Source organism: Eisenbergiella tayi, from assembly GCF_001881565.1.
GTDB classification, from domain to species: Bacteria; Bacillota; Clostridia; order Lachnospirales; family Lachnospiraceae; genus Eisenbergiella; species Eisenbergiella tayi.
The window spans coordinates 165,126-184,352 of record NZ_MPDJ01000004.1; the positions used below are offsets into that span (position 1 = coordinate 165,126).

The 19,227-nt window shown below is 48.7% G+C and carries 13 protein-coding genes; 1 reads left to right on the forward strand and 12 read right to left on the reverse strand.

The features are described from left to right. Positions 1-153 precede the first annotated feature (153 nt). From BLA28_RS15400 to BLA28_RS15410, 3 genes are read right to left on the reverse strand one after another with little or no spacing between them, the layout of a single operon-like run. Positions 154-912 (reverse strand): ABC transporter ATP-binding protein, encoded by a 759-nt coding sequence (locus BLA28_RS15400; protein ID WP_069158077.1) that lies wholly within the window; start codon positions 910-912, stop codon positions 154-156. A gap of 33 nt (positions 913-945) precedes the next feature. Further along, positions 946-3,267: an ABC transporter permease gene (locus BLA28_RS15405; protein WP_069158619.1), complete on the reverse strand. Its 2,322-nt coding sequence runs from the start codon at positions 3,265-3,267 to the stop codon at positions 946-948. A 50-nt stretch (positions 3,268-3,317) separates the two neighbouring features. Further along, the gene (locus BLA28_RS15410) at positions 3,318-3,986 is read right to left on the reverse strand and encodes a TetR/AcrR family transcriptional regulator (protein WP_069158078.1); all 669 of its coding nucleotides are present in this window, start codon (positions 3,984-3,986) and stop codon (positions 3,318-3,320) included. Positions 3,987-4,201: 215 nt separating this feature from the next. Between BLA28_RS15410 and BLA28_RS15415 the strand changes: the two genes are divergently transcribed. Further along, positions 4,202-4,624 (forward strand): DUF3788 domain-containing protein, encoded by a 423-nt coding sequence (locus tag BLA28_RS15415; protein ID WP_069158079.1) that lies wholly within the window; start codon positions 4,202-4,204, stop codon positions 4,622-4,624. A 30-nt stretch (positions 4,625-4,654) separates the two neighbouring features. Here the strand turns inward: BLA28_RS15415 and BLA28_RS15420 are convergent, their stop codons facing one another. From BLA28_RS15420 to BLA28_RS15460, 9 genes are all read right to left on the reverse strand, one after another. Then, entirely contained in the window at positions 4,655-7,705 is a 3,051-nt protein-coding gene (locus BLA28_RS15420; protein WP_176726831.1) for a fucose pyrophosphorylase domain-containing protein, read from the reverse strand. 228 nt (positions 7,706-7,933) lie between these two features. Beyond that, positions 7,934-8,401, reverse strand: a complete 468-nt coding sequence (locus BLA28_RS15425) for a CCDC90 family protein (protein ID WP_081330079.1) — start codon at positions 8,399-8,401, stop codon at positions 7,934-7,936. Between the two features lie 151 nt (positions 8,402-8,552). Beyond that, complete coding sequence (locus tag BLA28_RS15430) at positions 8,553-9,905, reverse strand: right-handed parallel beta-helix repeat-containing protein (protein WP_069158081.1); 1,353 nt, start codon at positions 9,903-9,905, stop codon at positions 8,553-8,555. A 67-nt stretch (positions 9,906-9,972) separates the two neighbouring features. Further along, a complete protein-coding gene (locus BLA28_RS15435; RefSeq protein ID WP_141702948.1) occupies positions 9,973-11,829 on the reverse strand; it encodes a hypothetical protein in 1,857 nt (618 codons plus the stop codon). A 14-nt stretch (positions 11,830-11,843) separates the two neighbouring features. After that, positions 11,844-13,682: a hypothetical protein gene (locus BLA28_RS15440; RefSeq protein ID WP_069158083.1), complete on the reverse strand. Its 1,839-nt coding sequence runs from the start codon at positions 13,680-13,682 to the stop codon at positions 11,844-11,846. Positions 13,683-13,708: 26 nt separating this feature from the next. Continuing rightward, positions 13,709-15,508 carry a helix-turn-helix domain-containing protein gene (locus BLA28_RS15445; protein ID WP_069158084.1) on the reverse strand — a complete coding sequence of 600 codons (1,800 nt, stop codon included), beginning with the start codon at positions 15,506-15,508 and terminating at the stop codon, positions 13,709-13,711. After that, on the reverse strand, positions 15,501-17,243 hold the full coding sequence (locus tag BLA28_RS15450) for a sensor histidine kinase (RefSeq protein ID WP_071699255.1): 1,743 nt from the start codon (positions 17,241-17,243) through the stop codon (positions 15,501-15,503). The genes BLA28_RS15445 and BLA28_RS15450 overlap by 8 nt, the downstream gene beginning before the upstream one ends. Before the next feature lie 32 nt (positions 17,244-17,275). Then, a complete protein-coding gene (locus BLA28_RS15455; RefSeq protein WP_069158086.1) occupies positions 17,276-18,190 on the reverse strand; it encodes a carbohydrate ABC transporter permease in 915 nt (304 codons plus the stop codon). Positions 18,191-18,215: 25 nt separating this feature from the next. After that, positions 18,216-19,142, reverse strand: coding sequence for an ABC transporter permease (locus BLA28_RS15460; RefSeq protein ID WP_069152535.1), 927 nt, complete (start codon positions 19,140-19,142; stop codon positions 18,216-18,218). Between the last annotated feature and the right edge of the window lie 85 nt (positions 19,143-19,227).

A 19,227-nucleotide genomic window follows, 5' to 3' on the forward strand; every position in this document is an offset into this window, starting at 1 on the left:
CTGCCCATGCCCAACAGCAAAGCATCTGGCCGGACACAGGCCGAAGGAAAGTGGGGAGCGTAAGGCCACAGCGCGGACGATGAATACCCTGACGCGAGAAAGAACCTCAGGCAGAGCGCGGCGCTTTTTTTATCTGTACCTGGCAGGAAACCTTCAGATCTCCAGCAGACGCATTTTTTCCAATACTTTATCCATTTTGGCCGCATGACTGAGGCCCGAATTCCGGGGCAACCTCAATTCTCCCGCAACCTGGCCGTCAGATAAGAACAAAACGCGGCGGGTCCGCGCCGCAATTGCGGCATCATGGGTTACGAGCATAACTGCCGTTCCCTGTCCGTTAATCTCGGAGAAAAGATCCATGATTTCTCCCGATGCCCTGGAATTCAGGGCCCCGGTGGGTTCATCCCCGAAAACGATTTCCGGCTGGTTCATAAGGGCGCGGCATATTCCCGCTCGCTGAAGCTGGCCGCCGGAAACCTGGGTGACCTTCCTTTTTTCAAGCTGGCTTATCCCGGTCCTTTCCATCAATTCTTTCGCCCTTTCCATTAACTGACCGGCATTTTTTCTGTGATCCCTAAGGGACGGGAAAACGATATTATCCAGGATATTCAGGTTCTTCAAAAGAGAGGGCTGCTGGAATACAAAACCCATCCGCGTCCTGCGCAGATCGGCAAGTTCTTTTTCCCTGAATGATGACAGTTCCCTGCCGCAAAAGGATATTTTTCCGCCGTCAATGCTGTCCATGCCGCTGCAGGCATACAGCAGAGTGGATTTTCCTGAACCGGAGGGGCCCATGACAGAGATAAATTCCCCTTCCTCCACCGATATGTCCACGCCGTCCAATACCCGTCTTTTTTCCCCGCCCTGTCCAAATGTCTTTATGATGCCTTTTCCGCTGATGATTTCTTTCATTTGCTTTTCCTTCTGTGCCAAATGGCATCCAATCTATACTTCTTTTAAGTGTTCCCCAGTGTTTATCCTCTTCACCGCCTGTACTCCGGCTAAGGCCGCCACAAGAACCGAGCAGACCATCCATAACGGGCAAAGCAGGAAGGAATACAGCGGATTTATCCGAAAGCGGAAGGCGGCGGCGCCAAGTGAGGAAAGAACCGCTCCTGCCAGCTTTTCTCCTGCCGTATTGGCAAGAAGGATTCCAAGAAGGATGCCGGCAAGCATTACAGATATCAGACGGAATATATATTGCAGCCGGATATCCGTGTTGGTAAAACCGGCTGCCTTCATAACGGCAATCGCATACCTGTCTTTCGCTATCAGCAGCCTGACAAAAAGCAGGGTAATAAACGCTGTGATGAGTACGGCCGCCGCCGCGGCTGCATCAGCCGCCCAGTTTACCGACCGCAGGGTCTGCCCGTATGTCTGTGATACATATTCCCGGATATCCGTAATTTTAGCAAAAGGGAATTTTGCTCTGTAGCGGAGCGCCGTTTCCGCCGCCAAAGAGGAATCGGACAGCTTTGCATATACCACACTCCACATAATATCCGCATCCGTGTCCTCAAAAACTGCCTTCGCAGTCTTCCCTCCATTTGTGATATCGGAATAAATACCGCATACCGTCAGCGTTTTCTCACCTGTCCCTGTACGAAGTGTCAGCGTACTGCCCACCTCTTTTCCAAGCTCCTTTGCCAAAAGGGCGGAAAGGGCGATTTGATTCTCCGAAACAGGGGCATCGCCTTTCGCGTAGGTTACAGGGAATGCTTTATGGTCGCCGAACTCTATTTTGATGCTTTCTTCCTCATCGTCCGTATTCTTCAAAGTGAAGTTTTTGGTATGAAGCACCGTATAACCGGCAACCGAATTGTCTTTTTCCAGTTCCTCCCCTATTCTTCCGGCCTTTTCCGCAACAGCATCCGTCTGCTGGATATCCATCCGCAGATCACAGTCCCCGATTCCCATATAAGTGGAAAAGCTTTCGTCCGCAATAGTACTGTACAGGTTCCGGGGGACGACAACGATGAACACTGCGAAAACAAGTACGGTCAAAATAGTCGCATATATCTTTTTCCGGGATACAACATCCTGCAGGCCATAGGCCGCATTCACTCCAAGCAGGCGGCTGATCCTGTGGAAAAAACGGCCGGATGTTCCGCCCGACTCTTCCTCAAAGCCAAAGCCGATGGCCCGGGAGGGTGATATCTTACGGAAACGATTCAGCACCCTGTTTACAAAAATAAGGATAACCGCCAAAACGATCGCAGCGCCACAGAATCCGGCTGCCAGAGAGAGGGAGCCTTTTCCCGCATCCCCCATGTTCTGCCTGATACTTCCCAGCATCGGTTCCCGCAGCAGCAGGGAAAACAGAAAACCGGCAAGACAGCCTGTGCCGCCCAATATCGCATATTTTATGAGATAAATCTGTTTCATGCCGGCAATCCGGATGCCGATGGCTTTCATCACTCCTATCTCCCGGTAATCCTCTTCTATCTGGGACAGAAGGGTAAAACGGATACACAGCAGGGCGATGAGCACCGCCAGAATACTTACCAGCAGAAGCAAACCGATCATAATGCCATCCGACATGGCATTGATCATTTTTATAAGGGGATACGTGATCGCAGGGCCGTTTGCGGGAAGGCCCTCCGCCGTATAAGCATTGGAAAAGGCGGACGGGTCCGTGCCCTCCTTCAGCCTGAATTCTATCAGGTACTCTTCCTTCCCCAGGCCTGCCGCTTTCTCATAATCACTGGGATTCACCAGAAAACGTTTGGAGGAGGACAGCATGGAATTCATCTGGGAATCACGCAAAAAACCGGCTATACGGAATGAAATGCCTCCGATATCGGCAGTCTCTCCCAGACCTGCCGTATTATCGCGCATATAGCAGACAGGTACATATATTTCCCCTTCCTGTGGCTGTATCCGGTTTCCGTCCAAATCAAGCAGGTAGTCAAAATTTGCTCCCTGTATGGTCAGTCCGTTATCCTGCGTGGTGCCCGACAGCGTGTTATCCCCTAACCGTATCTTTCCGCCCTCTATATTCAGAAACGGCATTATCTGAAAGCTCTCCACATTTTCGTTTTCCGCAGCAAACTGTTCCAGGGCTTCACGGCTGAAATCTCCTGTGTGCATCTGCATAAAATGAGGCGTCTGTGCCTGCTCCATTAAGGCATCCACCGCTCCCGCCAGATCAATGGCGAGAAGCGCAGCCAGCGAAACAAGCAAAGCCGCAGCGGCAATAAATACAGTGGCTGCAAGCGTAATTATCTTATTTTTAGTCAGATCATTACGGATCATTTTAAATATCATTCCAACTCCTATCCACGCGCCTGAACGCATATTCAAGTCCTTTGACAGCCTTATCCTGATACGGCAGGACAGCTGTCACCGCAGGCAGCGGGTCCGTCTGTGAACATCTGCAGCATATCTGGCTCAAGGCTGCCGCTTTCCGCTCCCAGCATTCTCTCCGCATGAAAGATAAAAGCGCGGATTCGCTGTTCCTGTACTTCCTGTGTATCGTCCATCATATCGTCAAATACGGTTCCGGCATACACCAGCAGCATTTCCATACATTCACGGGGATAAGGCGTGGAAAACAGTCCTTCCCTGATGCCATCCTGCACCACCTCTGTAAGAACCGGAGTCACACCCTTCAGCACAGCCGCCTGAGACTTCTGGTGCATCAGTGCATTCTGCGGCTTATGCATCTGTTTCTTCATCTCCTTACCGCTTTCGTGGCTGATACTCATGGCACGTACCACACCGGTAATGCGCCGGGGCACCGGAATCCCCTTATCCGCAGCAATTTCCCCGGCAGCGCTTATTATCTGTTCCTGACAGCGCTTAATCAGGGCATCCAGAATATCCTCTTTTGACTTAAAATGATAATACAGAGTCCCTCTGGCAATTCCCACCTTCTCCAGGATATCGTTGGTGCTTGTGTTATCAAAGCCCTTGTCGGCAAAAAGCATATCCGCCGCATCCAGTATTTCATTTCTGCGCTCTTCCGCTTCCTTTACCACTCTCATTGTACTCTCCTGCCTGTGTATACAGTCACATATTCCTATGCGAACAGCGATATTTGTTTTCTTTTTATCATTTACCGACAGATTGTCGGTCGGTAATAGAATCCTATCATAAATAAAATAATTTGTAAAGGAAAATAAATAATATGACACCTGTTGTCAGCTTTATTATGCTATACTGAATTGAAATGCGAATCAAAAAATACAGGAGGCCGCCTATGTATGAAAAAATGCTGAACAAACAGGAAGTCCCTTCCATGGAAGACTTAATCACCTACTGCGGTGCCAACGGAGTTCTGTTTCAGGAACTGAACAGCTATCTTACAGAAGAATGGAACACACAGACTCTAATCCGTTTTCCCTACGGGAACAGCTACGGATGGGGAGTCAAGCACAGCATAAAAAGTAAACATATCTGTGATATTTTCGCCGAGGATCAGGCTTTTGAACTGATGCTGAGAATGGATAACAGACAGTATGAGGCTGTTTATAATGATTTGCTGCCTTATACGAAAGAAGTTATTGACGGAAAATATCCATGCGGTGACGGAGGATGGATTCATTACCGTATTTTATGCCGTGAACATCTGGAGGATGCGAAGAAGCTTCTGGATCAGAAATGCAAAAAGCGGGAAAGATAAACCTTCCCGCTCTCTGCATTTCCTTATTCTTTATACAAAGGTACTGTCCCAGACATCCACGCCGCTTTCCTGGAATATTTCATGAAGCCGGTCTTTCAGCATCTCTTTTGTTATTCCTTTTTTCAGAATCATCTGAAGGAAGCCTCCCCCGCCTGCCCCTGCAATGAATCTCGCATCTATCATATCTTCACACGCCATAAAAATCTGTTCAATACAGGTATTGGTGGATCCGGCATCCAGCTGCTTGGAAAGCTCCCAGTGCTGGTTCAGCAGATCCATAAAAGCATCCAGATTCTCTCTTTCCAGGGCAAACTTCATCAGAACGGCCAGATTCTGCATTTTTTCCAGGGCATCAATGGACTCCGGACGTCCTCCCAGATAACCTCCCACCACATCACGGAGCAGATTACGGGCCAGCCTGCGCTGTCCGGTATAAACGAGCACGAAACGTTCCTGCAGTTCCTTCTTCATTTTATCGGAAAGCTGTACCTTTTCCACTTTGATTTTCTGATCAATCCCGGGCATGGAAGTAATGAATTTAATCCCCGGACTCAGCCCGCCGACCTGATCCTGCCAGCCTCCGCCCGTGCTCATAATCTGTTCCATATTCAGAACAATATCATAAATCTCCTCTTCCGACGTTTCCCTGCCCAGGAACTCAAAAAGCCCCTTCACACAGGCTCCGGACAGGATACTGCTGGTTCCCAGTCCTGAGCCCTGCGGAATTCCCACTACTCTGGTGGAAAGGCTGATGCCTCCGCCAAGACGTCGGCAGATTTCTTCCAGATTTCCCCCCTGCAGAGGAATAATGCCGCAGGCTATAAGCGCCGCTTTATGAAGGGCAAAAGAATCATAAGGATTGTGACAGTCCTGAATTTCTTCCACGGTTTCCACGCTGCCTGACGCCCCGATATCCGTACTGGCAAATTCCACATGCAGCTGTTTCAGACGTTTTACCCGGATCTGAATGGGATATATGCCGTTCAGCTTCAATGCCGCATTGAGCACCGCACCTCCTCTTTCATTGCAGTGAGGAGGCGTATCCGTCCACCCGCCGCCCCAGTTCACGCGCACAGGAAGTTCTACGGAAACCTCATCCCTGGCAATGCGGTAATCCTGGCTGGATGGCAGCTTCGCCGCCGCGCTGTCATAAATGGTTTTCTGAATCGTTCCAAAACACATGGCCTCCAGAGAATCATATCCCTTTCCATGGAAGGTGATTCGTTTTTCCTTCATATACTGAGCCAGTGCGTAGTAAATACGTATTTTCAGGGAAAATGCCGCTTTCTCGGCATCCTCCAGAAGCATCTCATAAATATCGGAACTGATGCCATGAGCGCCGAATACCCCCAGAGCATCCTTGTAATAGCTTCCGCCCTCAATAGCCCAGACAAATTTGCTGGCAAGGATACGGCTTTCCAGCTCATGCTGCCATCTGCTGATAGCCAGGACATCCGCTTCATTAAAGCTGGAATACAGGCTCTTCCGATCCGCCTTTTTCCATTCTTCCCTCTCTTCGGGCGAGGCCGCGCCGTCCGCCATCCGTTTCACGATCAGGGATAACCTGATAGCCTCTTCCATCGTATCCGCCGCAGGGTAAAGAGCGGCGAACCATAAATAATGCTCGCCGTTTTCCCATATATCCTCCGCCGACAAACCATTCTTTTCCAAAAATGCCGGAAGGCTTGTTCCCAAAAAGCCGGCACCCTTTTCCAGGGTTCCCTTTGGATTATCCTCCACGCCGTAAATTCTTATAACAAATCTTCCGTCCAGCAGACGCAGGCCATGAAGCACCACATGATCGGGAACCGACACATTTCTTAGTTTTACATTGGAGATTACACTCCCCTGTCCGATCTGCGTTTCATCCAGAATATAGCTGTCTTCCAGATATGCTCCTGCCGAAACCCTGGCACGCTTGCCCACATAGCTGTTATGCGCGGCATAGGGAGCCTGCTCCGGCGCGGTCGTAGCCACCTGCTTTTTCCAGTCCAGGAATTCATAATCTTCCACGTCAGCGGTCACAAGCCTGCGCAGCTCCGTCGTTGTTCCGAAGTGGATAAATTCTGCGGGAGACAGGCACAGCAGCTTCATGGAATAAGGCGACAGCACCTCCCATATTTTCCTGCGGCAGGCGAGAAGCTTATCATTTATCGTTCCTTCCGCGGCCTCCCTGTAATACTGCTTTAATGTGGAGGATCGGGCCAAAGGATACAGGAAATCACCATAAAAGCTGATTCTGGCTTCTTCATTGACAAATTCCCTGAATTTAACATCATCAAAACGGCCGTCCGTACTGATCAGGCTGAAGAGGGCATAAAGGAGATCGGAATCCATTATCACGGCCCCGGTATCCAGATCTACATTATCCTGTCCGTTCACCGCTCCAAGCTCCCGCAGACGTTCTTCGCTTTGCTTGTGCAGGAATTGACCGACATAGTCATTGCCATCATTCAGGAAAACGCCATGATCCTTACCGGTCAATACATTTTCCTTCATAGAAATAGCCGCTGCACCATGATAGTTAAAATCAATCTGCAGAGGATTAAAAAGCAAAAGCACATCCCCGGATAATATCAGCATTCCCTCAGGGATTCTGGATGGAACGCCTGACATCCCGATTATGAATTCGTCAAACAGCGTGGATGCATAACCGTTAGGCAGCTGCCTTGGTACCGGGGAAAAGAGTTTGCCGCAGGCCGAGTATTGAGGAACCCTTTTGCTGTCTCCTCCTGAATGAATTACCAATATCCGGCGGTTCTTAAACAGATTAGCCGCGCTCTCCTGCTGTTCTTTTTCCGCAATATATTTCAGGACATGGAAGGTTGCGCCGCCGGATCCCACCCGCTTGCCATCCGGATCGGGAAGCACCGCATAGTGCGTTCCTGCGGGAAGCAGCCCCTGGGCCAGCCTGTAATCGATTTGTTCCCGGTACGTACGCGCCTGTTCTTCATTGGACGCAGTAAGGATGATGTAATCCCATTTAATAAAGCTGGGCTTTCTCAGGCTGTTCTCATAGTCTTCCCATGAATCCAGATAGGATTGTCTCAGAAAGAGGTTTTTCATTTTTTTGTAATTCAAAGGATTATCCCCCGTCAACTCATTTTTTTCAAATCTCATACTACTATAGACCTATTTTTTATTTTATCCAGACATGAAGAATAAATCAAGCAGGTTATTTAAAATGATGCTGTTTCTTATATTTTCTGTAAAAGTTCAGACAGACCTGAACCATTCCTATTTATTTGCAAAAAAAGAGAATGCAAATTCTTTTTAAGGATTTACATTCCCGATAGTATTGATTTATTTTCAGGATGTGGTAACCATCTGTTCCTTTAATTTACGCATTTCATTTTCTAGCGTATTTACACGAATAAGCAGCATTTCTTTTTGATTTTCAACCACCAGCGCCTGATCCAGTTTCCTGCCTAAATCCAAATGGCCTTCTGCTATAAGGCGGATATTGCGGTTGGTCTCATTTTCCAATGTCAATTCCAGAGAAGTAATCCGATGTTTCGTATCCTGCATATCTGTCTTCAGCGTCCGGACATCTGACTTTAAATCCTGCACATCCGACTTAACAGTCTTCATGTCTGTTTTTAAGGACTCAACATCTGTCTTTAAGGAGCTTACATCTGTTTTTAAAGTTCCCACATCTGTCTTTAAGGAGCTCACATCTGCTTTTAATGATCCAACATCTGTTTTTAAAGAGCTCACATCTGCTTTTAAAGACTGGGTAACAGCCAATATTTGCTGAAGTATTTCATTATCTGACATCTCTTATTATCACCTCCCGTAGGGGTATTATAGCATAAGGTATTTGTAAAGTCTATATTAATAATGAAATATTAAGCAATTATTTAAACGTAATATCGCTTACAAAAAATATATCATTTATACCCATAAGAACCATTCTTACATGCCGGAATTATTCATCCCCAAGAGCCGCGAGAAGGTTCCAGAATTTTTCGCATTCTTCCCTGGAAACCGGCTTATTATCCAGCAGGCCGGAAAGGCAGAAAGGGACATCTCCGGACGCTTCCCTGTCGCTTTCCGGGAATCCGGTATTGCCGCTATACCAATTCCTTTGGAAAGAGGATTTCTGCCATCCGTTTGCCGGTTTGCCGACGAAATGGAATATATTATTCCGGAAGATATGAGATTCTCCTTCCTTGTGGCAGCAGATCAGAGGACCTTCCTCACTGTTTATAAATAAATTTCCGTAAAGGTGGGCGGGCAGGCCGTAATCATCCTGAATCAGGCAGCGTTTGTCATCAATGCTGATGTTATAGCGCAGTATTGTTTTTCCGCATTCCCGGTTCCTATTGATTCCCATGCAGTCCAGCCAGAAGCCGCCCTGGTTATCATGCGTATAATTGTACTGGAAAATGGTATCACCTGCGGTTCCCCAATCCGTATCAAAGGCTGTCCCGTCATTTTCGAACAGGCGGGTACCTCCCACCTCATTACGCTGAATCAGGGCATCCGAGACAGCACATACCCAGATGCCGGCAATCAGCCTGGTATCCTCCAGACTTCCCAGCGCTCCTGCATTCAGGCAGACATTTCCGTCTATCAGAGGGGAAATACAGTTGGCTACAATGATTCCGTCGCTTCCGGTTCTTTCAATCCGGTTTCCTCTCACCACCACATGCGTATGATGGATATCGTTGATAAAATCTTCCTGCTGGTTTACACGAATGCCGCTGGTGAGCACATCATGCACGTAATTGCTGCTGATAATAATATCATGAAGATGGTTCTTATCCGAAGAACGTCCGGGCATGGTCACATAAATTCCGGAGTTCCAGTACATACTTTGGTATACATCCCTCGCTCTCCGGTTTTCACCGGCAACACGGCTGATTTCACAGCCTTCAATCACAATATCCTCTGTAATCCCCTGCGGGCTGCCGCAGATGCATATTCCCTGGCGTACGCTGCGGGTTTCGGCCTCATTTGTCACGGCCAGTTCCTTTACCCTCCAATGGCTGACGCCTTCCAGCAAAACTGCCGCATAACATCCGTCACCATGTATTTGGGGCATCCCGCCTTCCCCATAGGCTTCCACTGCAATGGGCGACCAGGCGCTTCCGTTTCCCTGAAAACGAAGCATGCCGTGCCATTCTCCTCCTCTGCGGAAACGGATGTGGTCCCCCGGCTGAAAAATCAGTTCATTTACCTTTTCCAGACTCCTCCAGGCTTCCTCCGGTGTAAAACCGGAACAGGAATCATCTCCTTTTATACTGTCAACATAAAAATATCTACCTTGTTCTGTCATAAGCTGCTCTTCCTTTTCTTTCTATATTCCTTCTTCCAACAAGACAAATGTACATGCCTGTATTTATTCAGTTCCACATTTCCGCTTCATCCTTCAGACGCCTCAAAACTTCCATGCGGAAGGAGCCGGGCCAGGCCACCAGCCACTGGGAAGCGATTCCGATAGAATCCGGCCTTAGGGCATCCGGATCAGCCTTCCTTCCATGAGTTCCCTGCCTTGTCACCGTATAGCTTTCATCCTGGCTGCCCTTTGGCCTTTGCTTGCCGTCAATGACCAAAGTCCCGTCCGATATATGCTGACAGCCATTTCTCCAGATTGCCCTGGCTCTTTGCAGCCAACGCTCTTCCCCTGTCTCTTTCCATAAGTAATACAGTTCGGGAACATAGCAGAGGGCAAAGGGATCAATTCCCTCATGGACGGTGGATACAAGCGTGCCGCCGAAGGAATCATAACCGGTCTGCCCCAGTATGCAGGACGGGCCGAAATGACAGGTATGGGTATACTGCCAGGTGGAAAGATACCAGGCGCTGTCCCTGGCCGCCTCCAGCCACACCTTCTCCCCTGTCAGCCGGTAAAGCTCTGTCGACGCTTTCAGCAGCGGAATCCCGGATTCCTTATCAATAGAGAAAATATCCAGCGCACCGGCTGTGGTAAAACCATGGGTCTTTAATTCTTCCAGATATATTTTGGTTCCTTTTATGGCTGCTTTTAAGTAGCTCTCATCCCCGGACTGCCGATAGCCTTCCAGCAGAGGCAGCACCAGGAATGCACCGACGGTACCCTCCCTTATGGCAACGCTGCCGTCCTCATGCCAGCATTTTGCAAACCGGCCGTTCCCGTCCTGTATCCTGACGGCGAAATCACAGATCTGATAAGCGGCCTGAAGATATTTTCCGCCGTTACTTCCAAGCTTTTCAGAAAGCTGGGCGGCTTCGAAATAGGCAAGGCCTGCCGTTCCCAAATCGCAGGCCTCCAGATATCTGTCCTGTCCCGGATCATAATAACTGGCAACCACTCCAACCGGCAGCGTGGCTTTCTCCAGCCAGCTGTCCAATACCCCGAATCCCATTGTCTCCGCTTCCTTATCACCGGAATGAAGCGCCTCACATAACAGGGCATTTGCCAGCATCCCGTTCTGGCCGCACCAGCCGATCTCGTATTTATTCGCCTCCCGTTTTTTCCATGCATTTCCCTCCCAAGCCAATCCGATATTAAAGCCGCAGAAGCCATCCTCTTCCTCCGTGTAGAGTGTCTTTGCATAGGCAATGCCTGCTTCCCAGACCTCTTCCTGAGAAAGAGGAAGCGGCCGCTCCCTGTCGTTCAGCTTCCATGCGGCATCCAAAGCCCTGCGATAACCGAATTTGGCTTTTCCGTTTTCCTCCAGTACTATATAGGAAATAAAGGTATCCTTCGGTTCCATGCTGCCATGCCATGCTTCACCCAGCCTGTACAGGTACAAGGCTTTCGGGCTTTCCGTCTCCGGCCAGCAGATACGGTGCACTTCTTCCCCATTGTCTTCAAATAGCTGGCAGCTGTTGCCGCCGTTTTCTTCTCCGAAGAAAGCGACGCTGATCAAATTTCCTTCCAGCTCCTTCTCCGAATAGGTCATAGCCGCCACAGACGCCCTGTGCCATCCGTACTGCCAGGGTTCCCCATGATACCGGTCTAGTGTATACTCACAAAAGGTTCCCCATCCGTTGCCGTTATAATTGACTCCCGGAATCATGGTAAAATCCGGAGAATATGCCGCACGCAGCTCCATAACCATGCGTACCGCAGGACGGCATTTCCTTTTCCAGCAGAATACACCGGTTTCTATTTCTTCAAAACTGTCCTCACAGCCTTCCGCCCCTATGGCCCTTGCCAATTGCAGCCCGTCTTTATAAAAACAGGTATCCAATCCTTTTTTCTTCCATTGAATCATTACACTTTCCCCCATTAAAATAAGCCATCCAGTAAATTCCAGTTGCCGCATTTTCTAAGTACTTCCAGCCGGAATGCACAGGGCCATGCAACGAGCCATTGAGTCACACTGAAAATACTGCCCCAGCTGCCATTCTCACAATCCGTTTTGTAATTACCCCACCGTGTGTGAAGAATCCCTTCATCACAGCTTCCCGCCGGCCTGGGTCCTGCCTGCATCAGCTGCATTGTCCCATCTGAAATCCCCTGAACCCCGTTTCTCCATATGGCAAGGGCTCTCTGCTTCCATTCCTCCCTGCCGGTTCGTTCAGAAAGTTCAAGCAAATCCGGCACATAACAGAGCGCAAAGGGATCCAGGTGATGGTGGGAGGTGGAAACCGCCGTTCCTCCGAAGGTATCATATCCCATTTTTCCGAGCACCGTATCCGCAAGATATTTCACTGTCTGATGCCACTGCCAAGCAGACAGATACCAGGCCGCTTCCTCCGCCATCTCCAGATATTTATCAAAACCGGTTGCCCTGTACATAAGCAGCCCGCCTTTTAAAAGAGGAATCACCGACTCTTTATCGATACAGCAGGTATCCAGCGCCCCGCTTGTTCCATAACCGTTATTGGCGAATTCCCTGTAATAGTAAGAATAAGCCCTCACAGCGGCAATACTATATCTGTCCTCACCGGTACGCAGAAAGGCTTCCGCCAAAGGCAGGATTAAAAAGGCTCCGGCCGTCCCCTTCAGCTCATGGGGGGAACCGTCTCTGTTCCAGCTCATGCCGATACCGCCGTCCAGACGCTGTCTGGACATGGCGAATTCACAGATTTCAAAAGCGGCATCCAGCCAGTTCTTTTTATCCAGTCCCATTCTTTTCGCCTGATCATACGCTTCAAAAAACTGCTGCCCCGCCGTTCCCAGATTACAGGCATCGATAAGGGAATCCTCCGGATCATACCGCGTAAGGAGCAGCCCTTCTTTGCTTCTTGCTTTTTCCACCCAGCTGTCCAGGACTGCAGTCCCATATCGAAGGGATTCCTCCCTGCCGTTCATCTGATAATCGTATAAAAGCGAGAGCGCTAAAGAAGCATTCTGTCCGCACCATCCAATTTCATATTTAAAGTCGGGCCGTTTCACCCATTCCTTTCCATTCCAGGTAAACCCAATGCTGAAAGCGCGAAGCCCGTCCTCCTCTTCCGTATATAATAAACGAGCATAATCCGAACTGAGCTTCCAGACCTCCTCTGTTTTCCGCACAGGCTTTTTCGCTGCATACTCCTGTTTCCATGCTGTATGAAGCATTTTCTTTGCCGCATCTTTTCCCTCACCTATGCATATCCACGCGTTAAAGGAAGCAGAAGGTTCCATTATTCCTCTGAAAGCCGGTCCCCAGCAATCGGAATAAAGCACCTGCGGCCCTTCTTCCTCCGGCCACAGGACACGGTGATGCATATGACCTTCCGCTGATTTCTGCATACTCCCGGAACAGGAGCCTGTGCCGAACAGCGCAGTTCCCAGTTTTTCATTCCAGGAACAGGTCGCTCCGGGTACCGCACAGCGATGAAAGGCATAGGAATAGGCCGCTCCATCTTTTTCCAGTCCCTTGTACTCGTGATCTTTTCCCCATGGGTTTCCGTCATAGGAAACTGCCGGGACCATAGTGTGTTCCGGCACGAACAGCGTTTCAGCCTCCATACACATGGAAACCACCGGCTCCTCCGTCGTCCTGTGCCATAAAAATACGCCCTCTTCTTTTTCTTCGAAGGTATCCGTCATTCCTTCCGGAGTCACAATTAACAGCGCCTCTTCTCCATTCAGCCGGAATAAGGTCTTATTCCCTTTGCTTTCCCACATAATACACATGATCCTTCATCCTCCCTTTCTGTCTTTTACCGGCAGCATTCCTGTTCGCCGCCTTGGTAAGATAATCCCTCCATCATCTGGTTTCTGTATTCCTGAGGCGTCATTCCCGTATTCTTTTTAAAAAAATGAGTGAAATATGACGCTGTATTCAGCCCTGTCTGTTCCGCAATGCTTTGTGTTCTCAGGCAGGGATCCGCCAGAAGCTCCCTGGCCAAATCCAGCCTTCTGGCTGTGATATACTGCCCCAGCGACAGGTTTGTTACCTTTTTATACAGCCTGGACAGATAGGAAGGATGCAGCCCCACCACTTCCCCTATCACAGTCATGGACAAATCCTCCGACAGATGCTCCATAATATACGCATTCACCTTATGTACTATATAATGATCGGAATTTTCATGAACCGCCTCCCTGCATCGGAAGTACTCATCCGCCAGCCCTTCCAGGCAGCGGCAGGCATCCAGGAAGCCTCTGTGCGCGCTGTAATTCGCTATCTGTCCCAGATTACGGTGGGTAAGCAGCATGCTTTCCTCAGGCAGATAATTCAATATCGCCTGAAGAAGCAAAGATGCAAAGGTGGTATACACCGCTATCTGTGCCGCAGGATTTTCTTCCGGCGTATTTTGCTTAACCTCTTCCATAATAAGCCTGAAATCCGCGGCATTTCCATAGCTTAAGCTTTCCGACAGCTTTTCCACATTAAAACGGCCCATGACAGGACCTTCCTCCCGCCATGTATAGTCAGACAGGGCCGCATCCTTTCCGCAGAGGATAATTTCCCCTTCTCCGGTCAGTTCAAACCGTTTTCTCCCCAATACGGAAAAAGCATCCGTCAGCCCTTCCAAATCCGTCTGTTCTTCATAAAGATATATCTGCGGCGCTTTCAGCCCCATACGTTCACACATGGACAGCGCGATCTCCAAAAATCCCTTCAGCCTCTGGGGTCTGTTGTCCTCCGACTGGGCAAGCATCAGAAAAAGATGGGTGGAGACTGATGCAGAATACGCATGAAAAGCATATTTCAGGCTCTCCATGATGACAGACTGAATCCGGCTCATCGTGACTGCATTCCAGACATTGCCGCAAGATATTTCCTCTTCGGACAGCTGCTGAGGGTTTTCCACCGGCGGCAATGCTGCCGGTTCACACTCCATTTTCTGAACATTTTCTATCGGCGGCATGGATATCGCTGCTATCAGAAAACTCTCATCCATAGAAAGCTCCATGCCGGATGCCTGGATTTTCTGGTACAGGGAGTTCTTCTTCTTTTCCGTCCATTTTTCCGTAGTAATCATCTGCTTCAGTATATCCTGCTGCAGAAGCGGCGCCGCTTCCTGCCAGGAAGCGCTCATTTTCAGATACCTGCTTTTTTCCTCATATTCCCGCTCCAGCCTGTCGTAGGCCTTATCGATTATTTCTTCAATGGCCCTGTCCCCATCCAGCTTCAGCACATATCCTATCGTCCTGCTGCTCACGGCCTGTCTTGCATATTCAAATTCACTATGCCCTGTAAGAAATACCGTAAGACAGTCCGGCCATTCTTTTTCCACGATCCTGACAAGAGAAAGCCCGTCCATACCGGGCATACGGATATCCGTCATCAGTAGATCCACGCGGATGCTTTTAAACTGCTCTAATGCTTCATCCGCAGAAGCCGCCTGGTAAATAAGGAATTTCCTGCCATACCGCTTCACCAGCATATGATAAAGACTTTCCAGGATCAGAGGTTCGTCATCCACAATCAGAAGATTATACCAGGGCTTTCCCCCACGTTCCCTGTCACCCTCCGGCCCTGCCTCCGCCCGGCTGCATTTTATACTATCCATGATTCTGTCCTTCTCCCAAAAGTATACGGGCTGTAACCCGGAATCCGCCTTCCTCCCTGTTTTCAAAGGTCAGGCCGCTCCCCTCCCCATAATGAAGCTTCAACCGGATATTCGTGTTGGAAATGGCATGGATTTCTTCCGTTTCAATCGTTCCTTCTTCCATTTTCCGACATACCCCGATCAGTTCTTCCTCCGACATTCCCGGCCCGTTATCTTCCACTGTAAAACTGAAAATTCCGGATTCATAACACATGGAAATCCATATTTGTCCATCCCGCATACAATCCTTCATCCCGTGCTCATATGCATTTTCCACCAGAGGCTGTAAAATCAGCGGCATAATATCCATATCCTTTACCTCCTCCGGCGTATCCCCCAGAAATGCCCGGATCCGCTCTCCGAACCGGGTTTCCTGTATGGCCAGATAATTCTCTATGTGGCTGATCTCCTGTCTCACCTTTACCATGGAATTTCCCACCCGGGTAATATACTGATAATATTTCCCCAGATGTTCGGCATACTCGGCCATCGTTTCGTTTTCATCCATCCGCGCCATCCGGTAAATCAGGAAAATGCTGTTATACAGAAAATGCGGCTGTATCTGGTACTGTAACTGCCTCAGTTCCGCGATATGTACCCTGTACTTAGAATCCAGATTTTCCCGGATAAGGCTTTCCGTCTTTTTTACGATTTTATTATACCGGTGGTATATCACAGTCAGCTCATCCCTGTCATCCCGATCCTGCTCTTCTATCAAAAAGCTTTCCTTATCCTGAAAATCCTCCATAGCCTGCATAATTTTATCCAGCGGCTTTGCAAAGGATTTTCTCGCATACCAGGCATAGCTCACAATCAGAACAAGTGCAAGCACAGTCAGTGCAATATTAAATATCCCGAAAAAATCCAGCGGCTCTTCGAGAATCCTGTCCGGATAGCAGTAAACCAGCCAGACACCCAGCTTTGGAAACAGGCATCCGGAAGCGAAACCATCCTCCGATACATGGATCATTTCCTCGTCTTCCGCCTCTGTCAGCTGCTTTCTGACCGCATTTAAAACCGGTGTTTCCGCCACATCTTCCATGAGCTTTTTCCCGGATCCCGCCAATACCCTTCCTTCTTCCGCGTCCATAAGAAAAAGAATCCCCTCGTCTTCACCCAGCATTTCCGACAGCGTATCCTGCAGCGTATAGGGGGTGATGGTGGTACGGATATAATAATGGGGCAGTTTATCTTCCCGCGGACTTCCATAAAAGGGAAAATAAACAGTCAGACAGATATCTCCCTCTTCCGTAAGATAAAACTGCTCATATCCTTCAAATATATCCTCTTCATACTCATCCAGAATGGGGGCATCCGCACTGACTACCATTCTTCGTTCCGGGAAATATGTGTTTATCGAGGCCGCGATTCCATGAAGCACCTTGATATTGAGAAGCCGGTAGGAAAACTGCTTAATGGCTTCATTTCTCTGATAGCTGCTCATGCTGTCCCACATCACATGAAGCTTCAGAAGGTTGCTGTCATCCGTCAGGCTGCTTTGGGTGAGCAGAAGGCTTGTCACTTCCTGCTCCAGCTGTTCTTCCCAAAAACGGACCTTGGAATCCAGAGTATCCTGTATCTGATTTGCCAGCACCCTGCGGCTGTATAGGTTGCTGAAGAGACCGATTCCATAAAAACAAAAACATACCAGGGTAATGGAAATCAACATCTTTCTGAATGTTTTCGATTTAAACATCTCCACGGCCTCCCCATGCATTTTTTACTATTCTATCCCTTTACGGATCCCATTACCATACCTTTTACAAAATACCTCTGTAAAAAAGGATAGGCAGCCACAATAGGCAGGGTGGACAGGAAAATCTGCGCGCACTTCACCGTTCTGTCTGAAACCAGTGCCATGGTCTGCCAGTCTGTGGTACTGTTTACAGAGGTGTCCCCCTGTATGATTATTGTCTGCAGATAGCTCTGCAGAGGATACTGGGTTGGCTTATTCATCAGGATAATCCCGTCAAACCAGGAATTCCAATGATAAACCAGGGCGAACAGACAAATCGTGGCTATACTGGCCTTGGAAAGAGGAATATAAATCCTCGCCAGGATATTCCAATGATTCGCACCGTCCATAAATGCTGCCTCCTCCAGTTCCTCCGGAATTGCCCGGAAAAAGTTCAGCATCAGCACCACGCTGAATACCGGAACCGCTCCGGGAAGTACCAGCGCCCATATGGTTCCCAGCAGATGTACACTTTTTATTGTCATATACCAGGGAATCAGCCCCGCATTGATCAGCATGGTGATAAAAAAGAACCAGGTATATCCCGTCCGCATCCGCAGCTTGCTGTTATCCTTTGACAGCGGATAGGCCGTAAGAACACACATCAGCACATTCAGGGAAACACCGAGGAGACAGCGTAGAATTGTCACTCCCAGCGATTTCCAGAATGCCGCCCTCTTTGCCACATATTCATAGGATTTCAGTGTGAATTCCACCGGCACCAGCTTCACAAGACCTGCCGTAGCCGCGGCATTGGAGCTTAAGGAAACTGCCAGGATATTGATTAACGGCAGAATACAGATCAACGCCAGAAAAACCAGTATAAGGGTATTTACTATGGTAAAAATCCGGGAGCCAACGGATTCCCTGACCGTGACCGCCCCTGTTTTCTTCTTGTTTTGTTTCATCTTGGTCTACCTCCCGTTTTCACTGTCAGAATATCCGGTAATCAAAAAACTTATAGGCAACGTAATAAGAAACCGATATGAACAGACAGGAAACTGCCGACTTAAACACACCCATCGCAGTCGCCGGGCCAAACTGGGCATCTATCAGCCCTATGCGGTAGATAAAGGTATCAATAATATCGCCTGTTTCATAAACCTGAGGACTGTACAGATTCAGCACCTGATCGAATCCTGCATTCAGCACATTCCCCAAAGCCAGGACACACATCAATACTACAATCATACGGATACCCGGCAGCGTTACATGCCACATTTTCTGAAACCGGTTCGCTCCGTCCATGGTTGCCGCTTCATAGAGGCTGAGATCAATCCCCGTGATGGCCGCCAGATATACTACTGTGCCAAAGCCAAAGCCCTTCCATACATCAGTCATGATAATTGTGGGCTGAAACCATTTATTGCTTCCCAGGAAAAAAATAGAATCAATACCGAACAGATTCAGAACCTGGTTCACAATACCCTGGGAAGGGGAAAGAATATCTATCATAACGCCGCCAAGAACCACCCAGGAAAGGAAATAGGGAAGGTAAATGGCAGTCTGTACTGTCCTCCGGAATTTGCTGGAGCGCACTTCATTAAGCAATATCGCCACCGTAATGGGAACCACAAGCCCCAATACGATTTTAAAAAAAGCAATGACAACGGTATTTCTTAAGGCTGACATCGCTCCCGGCATGTTGATGAGATATGTAAAGTTATCGAGGCCAATCCATTTCTGATCCCCGAACAGCCCCTTGGCCGGAATGAATTTCTGAAATGCAATTACCATACCTGCCATAGGGATATAACAAAATATAAAAGTGAAAATAATTCCCGGTATGAGCATCATGTGCAAAGGAAGTTCCCTCTTGAGCACATGCTTTTTTTTATGATTTATCTTAGAAGCCGCCATATTCTCCCACTCCTTTAAACCTTTTGGTAAGAAATCCCATGCGGCCCGGCATAAAACCGATGGGCCGCATGGTCTGGTACCCGTT

What these genes read in the sequence shown, in the direction of transcription:
- BLA28_RS15400 (WP_069158077.1), bottom strand. Translation starts at nt 912, where the DNA reads ATGAAAGAAATCATCAGCGGAAAAGGCATCATAAAGACATTTGGACAG.
- BLA28_RS15405 (WP_069158619.1), bottom strand. Translation starts at nt 3,267, where the DNA reads ATGATATTTAAAATGATCCGTAATGATCTGACTAAAAATAAGATAATT.
- BLA28_RS15410 (WP_069158078.1), bottom strand. Translation starts at nt 3,986, where the DNA reads ATGAGAGTGGTAAAGGAAGCGGAAGAGCGCAGAAATGAAATACTGGAT.
- BLA28_RS15415 (WP_069158079.1), top strand. Translation starts at nt 4,202, where the DNA reads ATGTATGAAAAAATGCTGAACAAACAGGAAGTCCCTTCCATGGAAGAC.
- BLA28_RS15425 (WP_081330079.1), bottom strand. Translation starts at nt 8,401, where the DNA reads ATGTCAGATAATGAAATACTTCAGCAAATATTGGCTGTTACCCAGTCT.
- BLA28_RS15430 (WP_069158081.1), bottom strand. Translation starts at nt 9,905, where the DNA reads ATGACAGAACAAGGTAGATATTTTTATGTTGACAGTATAAAAGGAGAT.
- BLA28_RS15435 (WP_141702948.1), bottom strand. Translation starts at nt 11,829, where the DNA reads ATGATTCAATGGAAGAAAAAAGGATTGGATACCTGTTTTTATAAAGAC.
- BLA28_RS15440 (WP_069158083.1), bottom strand. Translation starts at nt 13,682, where the DNA reads ATGTGTATTATGTGGGAAAGCAAAGGGAATAAGACCTTATTCCGGCTG.
- BLA28_RS15445 (WP_069158084.1), bottom strand. Translation starts at nt 15,508, where the DNA reads ATGGATAGTATAAAATGCAGCCGGGCGGAGGCAGGGCCGGAGGGTGAC.
- BLA28_RS15450 (WP_071699255.1), bottom strand. Translation starts at nt 17,243, where the DNA reads ATGTTTAAATCGAAAACATTCAGAAAGATGTTGATTTCCATTACCCTG.
- BLA28_RS15455 (WP_069158086.1), bottom strand. Translation starts at nt 18,190, where the DNA reads ATGAAACAAAACAAGAAGAAAACAGGGGCGGTCACGGTCAGGGAATCC.
- BLA28_RS15460 (WP_069152535.1), bottom strand. Translation starts at nt 19,142, where the DNA reads ATGGCGGCTTCTAAGATAAATCATAAAAAAAAGCATGTGCTCAAGAGG.